The sequence below is a fragment of the Streptomyces sp. NPDC053079 genome, from assembly GCF_044546695.1.
In the GTDB taxonomy this organism is placed as follows: domain Bacteria; phylum Actinomycetota; class Actinomycetes; order Streptomycetales; family Streptomycetaceae; genus Streptomyces.
The window spans coordinates 1,581,049-1,592,713 of sequence record NZ_JBITZJ010000001.1 but is presented as its reverse complement, the minus strand read 5'-3'; the positions used below and the strand labels follow the sequence as shown (position 1 = coordinate 1,592,713).

Here is an 11,665-nt window from a genome sequence, read left to right as displayed (position 1 = left end):
TCTGGTGCCATGGTGGCGCCCGTATCCGTGCACAGGCTCGACGCCGCGGGCGGACGGCGTGTGACCGTCCGCCGTGAGGGCACCGACCACATTCTCGGCATGGCCTACAGCGACGCCGATGTCGTGGAATTCCTGCGCCGGGCCGGGCTGCCGGACGCCGAAGCCCTGCTGGACGACCCCGACGCGGTGGAATGGGCGGGAGGCCGGCCCCACGAATGGACGGCCTCCTGACCCCTGGGGGGTGGCGGCAGGGGTGCGGGGTGTGGGGCCCGCGGTACCGGCCCGGGGCTGGTCCGGATGCGTCCGGGGGGTTTCGGGGGCAGGCTGGAGGCGTGTCCGGAGTTCCGCGGATCGTGGTCCACCCGCCGGCGCCCTCAGGCGGCCGGCGGGTGAGCATCGGCGCGGAGAGTCTGGGCGTGGCGTACGGGGTCGTGGATCTGCTGGAGTTCCTCGTGCGGGCCGGTGTCAGTGCCGATGTGCCGCTCGACGATCCAGAGGTGATCGACTGGCGTGGCGGCGGTCCCGGCATCTGGTCGTGAGCGCCCCTGCTGGGTAGGTGCGACAGGTACGGCGGGCGGGGGCGGGCAGGGGGCGGGGCTGCGGCGTTAGACGCTGATGGCGCAGGCGTTGAGGGCGCCCGTACCGTCGTAGCCGGTCCAGGCGAGCTGGGCGGCGGCTCCGCCCGTCAGGTGGGGCAGGAAGGCGGGGGCGTGCTCGTCGCCTCCCACCAGGTCATCTTGTCGTAGACACCCGCCCTCAGCATCCGCACGCCCCGGTGGGCTGAAGGGGTGGGTGAGGGGTGCGCCGTGGAACTGCCCGGCGCGGGTGAGGGGCCGGCGGCGGCCGGGGTGGCCAGGCCCAGGGGGCCGGCGGCCAGCAGTGAGGTGCCGCCTGCGCCTTTGAGTAGCGTGCGTCTGGAGGGAAGTTGAGGGGGCACGGCATTCTCCCTGGCCTCGAAAGACGTCTGGCGGCAGCCTTCCTCGCCCCGGGCCGGTTGGTAAGCCGCAGTCCGGCCGACAGGGGCCGCCGGCCACGGCGCGGCCACCGCGCCTGGCCGCTGCGGAGCTGCCGGGCGAGCCGGTGGGCCGGGTGGGCCGCCTGGCGGCGTTCACGTGGATCCGCCGCGTCGTGTACGAATGGATGTGCCCAGTGGGGTGGTGTGTCGCGGCCGGGGGTGACGAGGTCGTCGGGGCGATGCTTCGGAGCGGTCTTCGAGGAAGGGTGTGGCGGATGCTGGTGCTCGGACGCTCGCAGGTCGAGGGTTTGCTCGAGATGGACGCGCTGATCGATGCCCTGGCCGTCGCGATGGCCGACCTCAGCGCGGGCCGCGCCTCGGCGCCCGACCGCGTCGCCGCGCTCGTACCCGAACGCCAGGGGCTCCTGGCCGCCATGCCCGGCTACGTGCCCTCGGCCCCGGTGCTGATGAGCAAGCTGGTCTCCCTCTTCCCGCGCAACGCCGGGACAGCGCTGCCGACCCACCAGGCCGTCATCATGGTGTTCGACCCGGACACCGGCGAGCCCACGGCCCTGCTGGACGGTACGGCCATCACCGCGGCACGGACCGCCGCCTGTTCGGCGCTGTCCGCGCGGCTGCTGGCGCGCGAGGACGCCACCGTGCTGGCGGTCCTGGGCACGGGCGCGCAGGCCCGCTCCCATGCCCATGCGATCAGCCGGGTCCGGCCCATCCGGCAGATCCGCGTGGCCGGCCGGGATTCGGCCAAGGCCGCCGCCCTGGCCGGGGAACTGTCCGACGCCCTGGAGGCGGACGTGCGGGCGGCCCCCACCTACGCGGCGGCGCTCGACGGCGCGGACATCGCCGCCGCGACCACCCACTGCCTCGAACCCGTCGTCCGCCGCCCCTGGCTCACCCCCGGAGTGCACGTCACCTCGGTCGGCTACAACCCGGACGGCCGCGAGATCGACGACGCCACCATCGCCCAGGCCCTGGTCTGCGTCGAGTCGCGGCAGGCCGCGCTCGCCCCCTTCCCCGCCGGCAGCAACGACCTGCTCCTGCCGATCCGCGACGGCCTCATCACGGCCGACCACGTCCACGCCGAGCTGGGCGAACTCCTGGCCGGCACGAAGAGCGGCCGTACCTCGCCCGGGCAGATCACCCTCTACAAGTCGGTCGGGGTGGCCGTGCAGGACGCGGCGGCCGCGGCCCTGGTCGTCGCCGCCGCCCGCGAGCGGATGGTCGGCGAGGAGATCACGCTGGGGTGAGGTGAGGGAAGGGCCCGCCGTGTGCGCAGGTCGGGCGGCGTGCTGGGGGCTGGCCGGTCTTCGGGCCTTGAGCGTCCGGGCGCGAACGGCGCCGCCGGGGGCAGCGCTCACGCTTGTGCAAATAATTCTGTGGAAGCGGCGGGCGTGGTCATGGCAAACTGATCTTGGCGAAAGCCGAAGGGGTGTAGCTCAGCCCGGCCAGAGCAGCGGACTCCAAACCCGCTAGTCGCAGGTTCGAATCCTGTCACCCCTGCTGATAAGTCGTCAGGCTCAGTATGTCTGACCTGCACGAACAGGCAGAGTGGGGCTGTCGCAAGGAGCGCGACGGCCCCACTGCCGTTCCCGTCATCAAACTTTGGGAACACAGAGGGAACACAACCGGCCATCAGAGCCCTATCGTCACGCCATGGCAAGCATCGTGGAGCGACCCAAGGTCGACGGATCGATCACCTATCAAGTGCGCTGGCGCGATGGCGGGGGCCGCGCCAGCAAAGTCGAGACCGAGAACTTTGACACCCTGCCGGCCGCCGAGCAGTTCAGAGACCTCGTCAACGCTCACGGCCAGAACTGGCCGCACGGCTGGGTGCGCGGCCAGGGCTTCGCGGAGGAGCCACCCGTGCCCGGCGATCAGCCATTGATCGACTGGGCCTTGAGATACGTCAGTCGCCTCACCGGAATCGACGACCGCACGCGTGACGACTACGAGCGAGAAATCCGTCTTCACCTCTCGCTGCTCAGCCACACCACGCACAGCGGGCTGGTCGTCCCGGCAACCGTCTGTAACGTGACGTCGGAGGATGTCACCGACTGGGTACGCGCCGAACAGAAAGGGCTGCCCGATCCGGACGACTCGGAGAAGTGGCTTCGCCGAAAGGCTGACCCTAAGTCAATCCGTACCCGCCACGGGCTGCTGTTCTCCGTCTTTCAGGCTGCCATCGAGGCCGATCCGCCACTGCGCCCGAAGAACCCGTGCAAGGGGACACATCTCCCCCGGACTGATGATCACATCGAGGAGGAGATGTGTTTCCTCGAGCGGGACGAGTACACGCGCGTCCGTGTGGAGTTCACAGACCCGGACGCTGTCGATCTCGTCGAATGGCTGGTCGGCTCAGGTACACGCTGGGGCGAGGCCACAGCACTCCAGAAGCGTGACCTCAATCTCAACGGGGCGACACCGACCGCGACGATCACACGCGCCTGGAAGAAGGCGGCAAAGGGCGAGAGCGAGCGTTTCTACCTCGGGCCGCCGAAGACGAAGCGGGGGCGCCGGACGCTACGCCTGACCCCGACCCAGGTCGTGATGTTGCGGCGTCGCATCGTAGGGCTCAGGCCTGAGGACTTCGTCTTCCGGACTGGTCAGGGGGCTGTCTGGCATCACGCTAATTTTTACAACCGTCGGTGGCGGCCGGCTGTCGAAGCTGCTGTGGCCAAAGGCTTGACGAAGCGCCCGAGGATCCATGACTTGCGTCATACGCATGTGGCGTGGTTGATCGCCGCGCGCATCCCTCTGCCTGCCATCCAGTTTCGTCTGGGGCACGAGTCGATCTCGACGACGGTGGATCGGTACGGTCATCTGGTGCACGCCCTCGACGACGAGATCAGTATCGCCGTCGAGGCCGTGCTGGCGGTCCCTGCGCAGCAGGGGTTGCGGGTGGTGCGTGAGGCTTAGTCATCCTCGTCAGGGTGGGGCGGCTCGCATGGGCCGTCCCACCTTTGTTCCCAGAGGCCGTCGCCGACGATGTGTTCAAGTTGCTTGTTGATCTCTGCGACCGCTTCGGGAGACATGTGCCCTCGGCGGACCAGCATGACGAACTCTCCGGCACGTTCTACGGGCATGGCGACCTCGCCATCAGGGAGAAGATCACTCAGTTCGAAGCGTGCTGTTGCTCTTGATCCATCCGATGCCTCATCTGCCATGTGTCCCCCATCGGCATGGGTGCACCCAGGCTGATCACATGGCACGGCGGACCAGCCCGGTACAGGGATTGTGACCTTCACGCCCCCCAGGCGGACCCTCATGGTGCCAGCTCGGACAGAATTGAACTACTGGTTCTGCGCATAAAGATCGCAGGTTAGGTAGCCCTCAGGAGCTTCGGGGGGACTGATCGAAGGTTTCCAGCAAGCGGAACAGCTGCTCCCGTTGTTCTGGGGTGTACCTTTCCAGCCGCTCGACGATGGCTCGCGCCTCGCCGGATTCGCTCCATACGGTGTCGAGGTCGAGGAACTGGGCGCCGGCGGCGTCCTTGACGCGGCCCAGGGGGAGGTCGAGTGCAGTTGCGAGAGCCTTCAGGGTGGAGACGGGTGGTGCGCTGGCGGCTTCGCCCTTCTCGAATCGTTCCAGCCAGCCGCGTTTGACGATGGGCTTGCCATCGTTGTCACGGTTGCCGGGGTGTTCCTCGATGTTGCGGAGGCTGAGGCGCAGCTCGGATCGTCGCTCTCGCACGAGATCGGACAGGTCCGTCCGCGCGCGCGTGGTGTCGCCCTGTTCGACCATGCCGGTCATCCTGTCCACTCCATGTGGGGGTATGGGTTGCGGGTGTCCATGTTGCCAGTGATGGTCCCGTGTCATTTTCCCTGATCAAGGGCCACGCCTGACTCACTCGCTGGACGAAGTGTCCAGCAGTGAAGACGGTGCGCGGTAGTGCGCAGCCGTTTTTTGACCGGAAGAAAACGCCTGTCCAAATCTATGGACAGGCTGTCCACGACCATGCCATGCTTCGAGTGTCCAAATAATTGGACAGCCCGCCCAAGGAGGTGGACAGATTGGATCGCGTTCCGACATACCGGCTGCTGGACCAGAGCCTGCTGAGGCGGCTCATGCGGCGCACTGGATCAGGTCAGAAGATCACCGTTCGGGGGCTCGCCGAGAGCGCCGGATGCGCCAGGACCACAGTCGGAAATCTGCTGAGCGGCGCTCAGGACTGCGTGAGCGCTACAACGGCCTACGAACTGTCACGGGTCATAGGGGTTGACGTTCTCATCCTCTTCTCCCCCGTCGGCAGATCAGTGTCGGCATCGGCGGACGAGACAGCAGGCGAGCAGGTGGCGGTATGACAGCCAACCGCTACACCTACCCCGAAGCGGCGGAGAAGCTCCGGGTTAAGGAGCGGTGGCTTCGGCGGAACATCAAAGGCCTGCCGCACTCGAAGAAGGGTGAGGTCGTCACGTTTTCGGACGCCGACCTCGACGCCATCGACGCGATGTTTCACCACACGCCCGTCACCGGGCCCCTCGCTATCGCCGCGGCTCCCTCGGCTGGCGCGCATCCCCTGGCGCACCTGAAGCCGCTGCCCGGCCGTAGCTCCCTGCGTCGCGCCTGACCAAAAGCAAAGAACGGGGCCGCTCTGAGCTTGGCGGCTGAGCGACCCCATGCGGATCACCTCTCACACCAACGAAAGAGGATCACCGTGAACGAACATGCTACCGACCACCAGCGCGCTGTCGAGGACGCGCAGCGCAGGGGGCATATGGCTGCCCTGTCCGTGGCGGAACAGATCGTGAGCACCAGCCCTCTGCCCCCGACTGACGTGCGAACGAGCTGCCCGACTTTCGCGGCTGGCGACCCGTCCGTGGATGTGTACTTCCACCAGTGTGCGGCGGGCGTCGAAGAGCTGGCCACGAAGCTGGGCGGGACGGCGATTTCCTGCCCGCACTCGGAGTCGGACCCTCGGCTGTACGTATCGGCGCAGCTGGTTGTGTCCGGCATCCCAGTCCGTGCCTGGTCACTCCTCGACGACGCTGCTGAGGAGGCTCGGTGAGCGGCGAGCAGCGGGCGCGTGTCGCTCGGAACGTGATCGTCGCGGTGATGGAGCGCCGCCAGGATCCGACGGTGGATCTCGCGTCCGAGGCGGCGCAGGCGCTGGAGGACGCGGGACTGCTGCAGTCGCCGGAGAGGGCGGCCGAGCTGGCGCGCCTGCGTGCCGGGGTCGCCGAAGTGGCGGAGAGTCTGCGCACGATCCTTGCCTCGCCCGAGGGTGGTGAGGGGCGATGAGTCGGAAGCCGGGGTTGTCCTTCTCTCTCCGTGCTGACGGGCTGTGTGTGGTGTTGCGGGCGGATCAGATCCGGCACGACACGATCACCGGCCTCGTGCAGGAGTGGCAGGAGCTTGGTGCGCAGGACGACGTCGAAGGTGCCCTGGAGGCCTTGGCTGAGGTCTGCCGCCCCGGTGCTGACGTGCATCCGGCTGAGGTGGATGCGCTGGTCGAGGCCGTGGAAGGCGCGGCCTGCATGGGCTACGCCGAGATGGAGATTCCCTTCGCTGAGGCAGTCCGGCTGCGGGACGTGCTGGACCAGATCATCCGGCGGCGTGCGCTTCGGTCCGGGTCTGTGTCCGGTGGCGTGCCTCATCAGCGTGAGGGGGACGTGGCGTGAGCGCCCGTCGGACCAGCGGAATTCCCCGCGTCGAGAAGCTCGGGCGCCCCGGTGACGTGCTTGGTGTGCACCCCAACTCGTCGGATGAGAGCGCTGCTGCCCGGCGCTTGGTGCAGCGGGAAGCGCGCGACAACCGCGACGCAGCGGAGTTGCTGGACGCGCTGGGGCTCAACGAGGGGGTGGTCGACGATGTCTGATCTCCCGCCCTTCTGCCCCCGGGTCGTCGACCTCCTGACGTCCATCCGGCGTCAGGGCGGTTCGTGGACCACACACCGTGTCGTCCGTACCCACCGGGTCAACGGCTACAACGCGCCGAAGCGGGTCACTGCCCGTCGGGATCTCGACCTGCTCACCCGTGCCGGATACCTGCGTCGGCACTACGAGAACCCGGATCGCCTCCGCTACACCCTCAACGAGGCGGGGGTCGATCGCCCATGAATGAGACCGCGCAGGCCGGGGCTTCGGCCCCGGCCGCCGGTCGGCGCGCGACCGCCGGCCGCATCTTCCTCATCGCGTCAGCGACTCCCCGCATGCACGGCACTGGAGCCCATCGATGACCGACCTCACCAGCAGGCTGACCGAAGAGCAACTTCAGGTTCTCTTCGCCGAGATGCACCAGTCCCGTGTTGGCTTCAACCCGAAGGGATTCGCCCACCTCCACCAATGGGACGTCCGCCGCTTCTTGATCCGGGTGTTCGGCTTCGGTGGTTATGACACCGAGCTCGTGTCCATCGACTGTGTCCGTGAGATCTCTTTGCCTGCGGGTAAGGACGCCAACGGCAACGACAAGTTCCGGTGGACTGTGGTCTACCGGGTCCACCAGCGGCTCACCGTCAAGGACATCGCGGGTAACCCGATTGCCACGTACGACGGTGTGGCCACCGGTGACGCCCGGAATCAGCCCTCCCTCGGCGATGCCCATGACGGTGCGGTGAAGGAAGCTGACTCCCAGTCCCTCAAGCGCGCTGCGGTGAATCTCGGGGATGCTTTCGGGTTGTCCCTGTACAACGGTGGCGAGACCAATGCGGTTGTCATCTGGTCCGCCGCGCACCTTCGGAAGCGTGCGGGTGACTCACCGGCGGCCGCCGTTCCTGAGGATCCGCCTGTCCTGCCGGAGCCCGGCACGCCGCCCGAGGCGCCGGCTGCTGCGCCGAAGCGCCCCGCTCCCCCACCTGTTCCTCAGGGCCCCGGCTCAGCTGAGGAACCTGGAGACCGCGCGTCAGCACTCGCCGCGATGTTGGAGGCCGCCGGCGAGGCGAACTTTACCGACGGACTGGCCGCACAGTTCCGCTCCTCATTCGGCCACGACATCGAGCAAGGCACCATCGCCGAGTTCCAGCAGGCGCGTGATTTGTTGCTGGGGAGCGTGGCCCCATGAGCCTTAAGAACGCGGCCGCTGAGGAAGCTTTCCTGAAGGCTCTTCTCGACAGCGTCGACCAGGCGTACAAGGACAAGCGCGCCGAGGTCCAGCGTCTGCTCGAAGAGGCGGTGAAGGCCAACGGGCAGCGCAATGTCGTAGTCGAGGCGCCTGGCGGTGAGCAGGTGGCCACGGTCAATCTCAAGCCTGGCAGCGCGGAAGCGGTAGTCCACGATGCCGATGCTTTGCTGGCGTGGGTGCTCGCGCAGTTCCCGGCCGAGGTCGAGCGGAAGTTCGTGACGCTGGTCCGGCCGGCCTTCCTGAAGAAGCTGCTCGCTGAGTTGACAGCGGCGAACAGCACGGAATGGGCGGACCCCAATACCGGTGTCATTCACCGTGTGCCTGGCGTGAGCGTCGAGGCGAACCGAAAGCGGACCCATGAAGTGCGGTTCGTGGGCCCGAAGGGAATCGTCGGGCGCGACCGTATCGCAGCCGCTTGGCGGTCCGGCGAGCTGGCTCTTCCCGGCGTCACTGCCCCAGTGAAGGAGGTGGGCAGAGATGCCCGTTAGCCGCAAAACGCATGACGATCTCCGTTTCCGATACCGGGACGCGCTGATCAGGCGGAACGCAGCCGAGCGCAAGGCGGAACGGCTGGAGACGGACATCAAGGGCGAGCGGGCAGCACATGCCGATACTCGGCGTGCGCTGGTCAACGCCGAGGCAGAGATCGAGCGGCTGACCGGGCAGAACGAACGGCTTTCGGGTCTGATGAAGACCGCGCAGCAGGATCAGGGCGCAGAGGTTGCGCAGCTGACGACGGCGCATGAGGCCGAGGTCAACCAGTTGCGCAAGGCGTTGGCGGAGGCTCGTCGGCCGCGGCTATTGCCGCCGGGCAACATCACCCAGCTGGATCTGTCGGAGCGGGCCCGTAAGTCGTTGGACGAGCAGATCGCGGTCTTGCAGGCGTCGAACGAGGCGATGTCCCGTGAGCTCGTCGACCGGTCCGGGATCTTGAAGGTCGCGCAGCCGACGGGGCGGGAGCCCGGTCTGGAGGCGAAGCCGTGATGGGCATCCTCCTCGGTGTTACAGCTGCAGGCGGGGCGCTCGCCACCTTGTGGGCGGCCAATGCCCGGCTCGTGTTCGTCGCTGTCCGTCTGCGTCGCAGGCTCGCACCGGCCCCGCCCTACGCGGTCTTTGCTGCGCCGTCCTCTCGGCCGTTCCGGTGGCTGCACTGCCGCCCGTGCGGGAGATACCACGAGAAGCACATCGACCACCAGGACGGCACAGTCACCTGCTGCACCTGCAGCCGGCGCCGCCGCCTGGCCGTGTGGGAGGTGGCCGGATGACCTTTATGGGGACCCCCCTCATCCTGACCTTGCTCCTCACTGGCCTCGTGGCCTGGCTCGCTGGGCTACTCCTCCTCCTGATCGGCGTGGGCAAGGGTGCCATGTGGGTCTGGCAGCGGCTGCACGCTCGGTCCGGCCGTGAGCGGGGGCGTCACCGGTACCGGCCGGCAACCGTCCACGTGGGCACCGCCGAGCAGGATGAGGCGGCACTCGCCGAGCATGGCGGAACGGTCGAGGCTGCCTACTGTGCAGTCGAAGGCTGTGAGCGGCTCCACGTCGTTGGGATCGACGGCGTCCTGCGCTGCTGCTCTTGTGGCACTCCCGCTGAGGCGGGGGGCGAGTCGTGAACGTTCTGGGCCTTGATCTCTCGCTCACCTCCACGGGCGTAGCGCTGCCGGACGGGACGACATACCTGATCCCGACGCAGCGCCGGGACGGAGACCACCGTCTGCTCATCATCCGGTCGGAGATCCGCCGCATCCTCGCGGCACAACAACCGCACGTCGCGGTGCTCGAGGACCTGCCCAAGCACGCCATGGGATCCGGGATCACCGCTCAAGTCCACGGCGTTGTGAAGGCCGAGCTCCTGGACTTTGGTGTCCCGTACGCGCTCGTCGTCCCGGCCACGCTCAAGTGTTACGCCTCGGACTACGGCAAGGCCACCAAGGAGCGCATGGCCGCCGCTGCTTACCTCGCAGCCGGCCGCCGGTTCACGCACGACCCCGGTGGTGATCAGTGCGACGCGTGGTGGCTGCGGGCCGCCGGCCTCGACCACTACGGCCACCCCGAGTTCACCCTGCCGGACGCGCAGCGCGCACGACTGGACAAGGTGCGGTGGCCTGAGCCTCGAGCGGGGGTGCTCTGATGCTCGACTGGTTCCCATACGCCGCATGTCAAGGCTCCGACGTGGACTTGTTCTTTCCCGTCGGCAAGGACGCCGACGCCATGCAGCAGGCCGGTGACGCCAAGAACATCTGCCGTCGCTGTCCCGTACGTCTCCAGTGCCTCGACTATGCGCTGACGTCGGGCGAGCAGTACGGGATTTGGGGCGGAGTGGAAGCGGACCAGCGCTGCCCCCAGGATGAAGGCGACCTTGAACGCCTGTTCCGCTCCCGTACCGAGGCCATCGACGGCAGTCATCTCCTGTGGACGGGTTACGTCTCCAGGCGCGGAACTCCCCAGGTGCGACACGGAACACGCAACAAGTCGGCATACCGCATCGCCTTCTACCTCCACCACGGTCGTCACCCGCGGGGCTACGTCACCTCGTCATGCGGCCAGGACGGATGTGTAGAGCCCAGCCACATGCAGGACGAGACCACCCGTACCCAGCAGCAATCGGCATGACCGTGCGCTGGCCGCCGGCCGAACTCCCCGGTCTCCACGTCGACATGGGCCACTGGAACTACTCCTCCGGCGAGTGGCTCCGCATTCCCACCGCCGACTACCGGTGCCGCTGCGGCTGGACGGCCAGCGCGTCGGGAGACGGCGTGCCCAGCATCAGCAAGGCCATCGCTGCTCACGAATGCACAACTGAATGAACAACGGCCCGGGGCGGGGTGACCTCCACATCCCCCGCCCCGGGCGCACAAACCCCCTCGCTGGTCCGAGCTAACCAGATCGACATCCGACGGAGGTAACCAGTGACCGACCCCGCGGCCGTCCCCCTCTGGCACGGCTATACCTTCCGTGACATTGAACAGATCGCTCGTCTCGTCATCGCAATCGATCGCTGGTCTCATGCCATGGGTACCCCTGATCGATACCAGGCGGCCCAGTTCGCTATCACCGAGCGCCTGCTCACTGCGGAGGCCCCACCAACCAGGAACGACCTCATCAACACCGGTCTGCGCGCCGCCGACCTATACGTCCAAGCGGAATTTCAGACCCACGGCTTTCAGGGTCCGATCGGATTCGCGCGTTACTGGCAGACCACCGGTCACGTCCCGTGGGAAGAGAAGCTCGTGGAATGCGTGGCACTTGCTCAAATCTGGCCGCGGCTCACCCTCGCCCAACAACAGGCAATCATGTCACTCGCCCTCACCGAGGACCACCAAGCAGCCGCGGTGCAACTGGGACTGTCGCCCTCCGGGTTCGCCTATCACCTGGCGAACGCCCGGAAGCAGGCTATCGCCCTGTGGCACGAGCACGAGACCCCTCGCCCCCTCCCGAAGGACCAACGGATAGGCAACCGATCAGGGGAGCACCGCGGCCGCCGAATGCTGACTGAGCAAGACCTTGAGGCGATCCGGGATCGGCGTGCCGAAGGTGCGACTATCCGCGATCTCGCCAAGGAAGTCGGCTACAGCACGAGCGGCCTCGGCAACCTCCTCACGGGCAAAAGACGCCCCGCCCATAAAGCGGCTTGATC

General features: G+C 67.5%; 20 protein-coding genes and 1 tRNA gene. 18 read left to right on the top strand and 3 right to left on the bottom strand.

Going from position 1 to position 11,665, the window contains the following annotated elements; genetic code table 11:
- Positions 1–9 precede the first annotated feature (9 nt).
- Complete coding sequence (locus ACIGXW_RS06905; RefSeq protein ID WP_399570652.1) at positions 10–231, top strand: hypothetical protein; 222 nt, start codon at positions 10–12, stop codon at positions 229–231.
- A gap of 101 nt (positions 232–332) precedes the next feature.
- On the top strand, positions 333–539 hold the full coding sequence (locus ACIGXW_RS06900) for a hypothetical protein (RefSeq protein ID WP_399570649.1): 207 nt from the start codon (positions 333–335) through the stop codon (positions 537–539).
- Positions 540–605: 66 nt separating this feature from the next.
- Here the strand turns inward: ACIGXW_RS06900 and ACIGXW_RS06895 are convergent, their stop codons facing one another.
- Positions 606–728 carry a hypothetical protein gene (locus ACIGXW_RS06895; RefSeq protein WP_399570647.1) on the bottom strand — a complete coding sequence of 41 codons (123 nt, stop codon included), beginning with the start codon at positions 726–728 and terminating at the stop codon, positions 606–608.
- A 502-nt stretch (positions 729–1,230) separates the two neighbouring features.
- Between ACIGXW_RS06895 and ACIGXW_RS06890 the strand changes: the two genes are divergently transcribed.
- The 3 genes from ACIGXW_RS06890 to ACIGXW_RS06880 all read left to right on the top strand — a co-directional run bounded on the left by ACIGXW_RS06890 (position 1,231) and on the right by ACIGXW_RS06880 (position 3,889).
- Positions 1,231–2,220, top strand: a complete 990-nt coding sequence (locus ACIGXW_RS06890) for an ornithine cyclodeaminase family protein (RefSeq protein ID WP_399570644.1) — start codon at positions 1,231–1,233, stop codon at positions 2,218–2,220.
- Positions 2,221–2,398: 178 nt separating this feature from the next.
- Positions 2,399–2,473 (top strand) — tRNA-Trp (locus ACIGXW_RS06885).
- Positions 2,474–2,626: 153 nt separating this feature from the next.
- Positions 2,627–3,889 carry a tyrosine-type recombinase/integrase gene (locus ACIGXW_RS06880; RefSeq protein WP_399570641.1) on the top strand — a complete coding sequence of 421 codons (1,263 nt, stop codon included), beginning with the start codon at positions 2,627–2,629 and terminating at the stop codon, positions 3,887–3,889.
- On the opposite strand, the gene ACIGXW_RS06875 is transcribed toward ACIGXW_RS06880, so the two are convergent.
- Both ACIGXW_RS06875 and ACIGXW_RS06870 read right to left on the bottom strand, forming a co-directional pair.
- The gene (locus ACIGXW_RS06875; RefSeq protein WP_399570639.1) at positions 3,886–4,137 is read right to left on the bottom strand and encodes a hypothetical protein; all 252 of its coding nucleotides are present in this window, start codon (positions 4,135–4,137) and stop codon (positions 3,886–3,888) included. The genes ACIGXW_RS06880 and ACIGXW_RS06875 overlap by 4 nt on opposite strands.
- Positions 4,138–4,303: 166 nt before the next feature.
- On the bottom strand, positions 4,304–4,723 hold the full coding sequence (locus ACIGXW_RS06870; RefSeq protein WP_399570636.1) for an XRE family transcriptional regulator: 420 nt from the start codon (positions 4,721–4,723) through the stop codon (positions 4,304–4,306).
- A gap of 314 nt (positions 4,724–5,037) precedes the next feature.
- On the opposite strand from ACIGXW_RS06870, the gene ACIGXW_RS06865 reads away from it, so the two are divergent.
- The 13 genes from ACIGXW_RS06865 to ACIGXW_RS06805 all read left to right on the top strand — a co-directional run bounded on the left by ACIGXW_RS06865 (position 5,038) and on the right by ACIGXW_RS06805 (position 11,663).
- Positions 5,038–5,274: a helix-turn-helix domain-containing protein gene (locus ACIGXW_RS06865; RefSeq protein ID WP_399570850.1), complete on the top strand. Its 237-nt coding sequence runs from the start codon at positions 5,038–5,040 to the stop codon at positions 5,272–5,274.
- Positions 5,271–5,540 carry a helix-turn-helix domain-containing protein gene (locus tag ACIGXW_RS06860; protein WP_399570634.1) on the top strand — a complete coding sequence of 90 codons (270 nt, stop codon included), beginning with the start codon at positions 5,271–5,273 and terminating at the stop codon, positions 5,538–5,540. The genes ACIGXW_RS06865 and ACIGXW_RS06860 overlap by 4 nt, the downstream gene beginning before the upstream one ends.
- A gap of 434 nt (positions 5,541–5,974) precedes the next feature.
- Positions 5,975–6,211, top strand: coding sequence for a hypothetical protein (locus ACIGXW_RS06855; RefSeq protein ID WP_399570632.1), 237 nt, complete (start codon positions 5,975–5,977; stop codon positions 6,209–6,211).
- Positions 6,208–6,591 carry a hypothetical protein gene (locus tag ACIGXW_RS06850; protein WP_399570629.1) on the top strand — a complete coding sequence of 128 codons (384 nt, stop codon included), beginning with the start codon at positions 6,208–6,210 and terminating at the stop codon, positions 6,589–6,591. The genes ACIGXW_RS06855 and ACIGXW_RS06850 overlap by 4 nt, the downstream gene beginning before the upstream one ends.
- Positions 6,588–6,788, top strand: a complete 201-nt coding sequence (locus tag ACIGXW_RS06845) for a hypothetical protein (protein WP_399570628.1) — start codon at positions 6,588–6,590, stop codon at positions 6,786–6,788. The genes ACIGXW_RS06850 and ACIGXW_RS06845 overlap by 4 nt, the downstream gene beginning before the upstream one ends.
- Complete coding sequence (locus tag ACIGXW_RS06840; RefSeq protein WP_399570625.1) at positions 6,781–7,029, top strand: hypothetical protein; 249 nt, start codon at positions 6,781–6,783, stop codon at positions 7,027–7,029. Before ACIGXW_RS06845 ends, ACIGXW_RS06840 begins: the two co-directional genes overlap by 8 nt.
- Positions 7,030–7,144: 115 nt before the next feature.
- The gene (locus ACIGXW_RS06835) at positions 7,145–7,969 is read left to right on the top strand and encodes a Rad52/Rad22 family DNA repair protein (RefSeq protein WP_399570622.1); all 825 of its coding nucleotides are present in this window, start codon (positions 7,145–7,147) and stop codon (positions 7,967–7,969) included.
- Positions 7,966–8,517 (top strand): hypothetical protein, encoded by a 552-nt coding sequence (locus tag ACIGXW_RS06830; protein ID WP_399570620.1) that lies wholly within the window; start codon positions 7,966–7,968, stop codon positions 8,515–8,517. The genes ACIGXW_RS06835 and ACIGXW_RS06830 overlap by 4 nt, the downstream gene beginning before the upstream one ends.
- Complete coding sequence (locus ACIGXW_RS06825; protein WP_399570618.1) at positions 8,507–9,013, top strand: hypothetical protein; 507 nt, start codon at positions 8,507–8,509, stop codon at positions 9,011–9,013. Before ACIGXW_RS06830 ends, ACIGXW_RS06825 begins: the two co-directional genes overlap by 11 nt.
- A 624-nt stretch (positions 9,014–9,637) precedes the next feature.
- Positions 9,638–10,159 carry a hypothetical protein gene (locus ACIGXW_RS06820; RefSeq protein WP_399570616.1) on the top strand — a complete coding sequence of 174 codons (522 nt, stop codon included), beginning with the start codon at positions 9,638–9,640 and terminating at the stop codon, positions 10,157–10,159.
- Positions 10,159–10,641 (top strand): WhiB family transcriptional regulator, encoded by a 483-nt coding sequence (locus tag ACIGXW_RS06815; RefSeq protein ID WP_399570614.1) that lies wholly within the window; start codon positions 10,159–10,161, stop codon positions 10,639–10,641. Before ACIGXW_RS06820 ends, ACIGXW_RS06815 begins: the two co-directional genes overlap by 1 nt.
- Positions 10,638–10,835 (top strand): hypothetical protein, encoded by a 198-nt coding sequence (locus tag ACIGXW_RS06810; protein ID WP_399570612.1) that lies wholly within the window; start codon positions 10,638–10,640, stop codon positions 10,833–10,835. The genes ACIGXW_RS06815 and ACIGXW_RS06810 overlap by 4 nt, the downstream gene beginning before the upstream one ends.
- 102 nt (positions 10,836–10,937) lie before the next feature.
- A complete protein-coding gene (locus ACIGXW_RS06805; RefSeq protein WP_399570608.1) occupies positions 10,938–11,663 on the top strand; it encodes a helix-turn-helix domain-containing protein in 726 nt (241 codons plus the stop codon).
- Positions 11,664–11,665: the final 2 nt, after the last annotated feature.

Bases quoted from the DNA above. Each gene is read 5' to 3' on its own strand.
- ACIGXW_RS06865 (WP_399570850.1), top strand. From the start codon at position 5,038: ATGCGGCGCACTGGATCAGGTCAGAAGATCACCGTTCGGGGGCTCGCC.
- ACIGXW_RS06860 (WP_399570634.1), top strand. From the start codon at position 5,271: ATGACAGCCAACCGCTACACCTACCCCGAAGCGGCGGAGAAGCTCCGG.
- ACIGXW_RS06810 (WP_399570612.1), top strand. From the start codon at position 10,638: ATGACCGTGCGCTGGCCGCCGGCCGAACTCCCCGGTCTCCACGTCGAC.
- ACIGXW_RS06830 (WP_399570620.1), top strand. From the start codon at position 7,966: ATGAGCCTTAAGAACGCGGCCGCTGAGGAAGCTTTCCTGAAGGCTCTT.
- ACIGXW_RS06835 (WP_399570622.1), top strand. From the start codon at position 7,145: ATGACCGACCTCACCAGCAGGCTGACCGAAGAGCAACTTCAGGTTCTC.
- ACIGXW_RS06890 (WP_399570644.1), top strand. From the start codon at position 1,231: ATGCTGGTGCTCGGACGCTCGCAGGTCGAGGGTTTGCTCGAGATGGAC.
- ACIGXW_RS06815 (WP_399570614.1), top strand. From the start codon at position 10,159: ATGCTCGACTGGTTCCCATACGCCGCATGTCAAGGCTCCGACGTGGAC.
- ACIGXW_RS06825 (WP_399570618.1), top strand. From the start codon at position 8,507: ATGCCCGTTAGCCGCAAAACGCATGACGATCTCCGTTTCCGATACCGG.
- ACIGXW_RS06905 (WP_399570652.1), top strand. From the start codon at position 10: ATGGTGGCGCCCGTATCCGTGCACAGGCTCGACGCCGCGGGCGGACGG.
- ACIGXW_RS06880 (WP_399570641.1), top strand. From the start codon at position 2,627: ATGGCAAGCATCGTGGAGCGACCCAAGGTCGACGGATCGATCACCTAT.
- ACIGXW_RS06850 (WP_399570629.1), top strand. From the start codon at position 6,208: ATGAGTCGGAAGCCGGGGTTGTCCTTCTCTCTCCGTGCTGACGGGCTG.
- ACIGXW_RS06870 (WP_399570636.1), bottom strand. From the start codon at position 4,723: ATGACCGGCATGGTCGAACAGGGCGACACCACGCGCGCGCGGACGGAC.
- ACIGXW_RS06840 (WP_399570625.1), top strand. From the start codon at position 6,781: ATGTCTGATCTCCCGCCCTTCTGCCCCCGGGTCGTCGACCTCCTGACG.
- ACIGXW_RS06875 (WP_399570639.1), bottom strand. From the start codon at position 4,137: ATGGCAGATGAGGCATCGGATGGATCAAGAGCAACAGCACGCTTCGAA.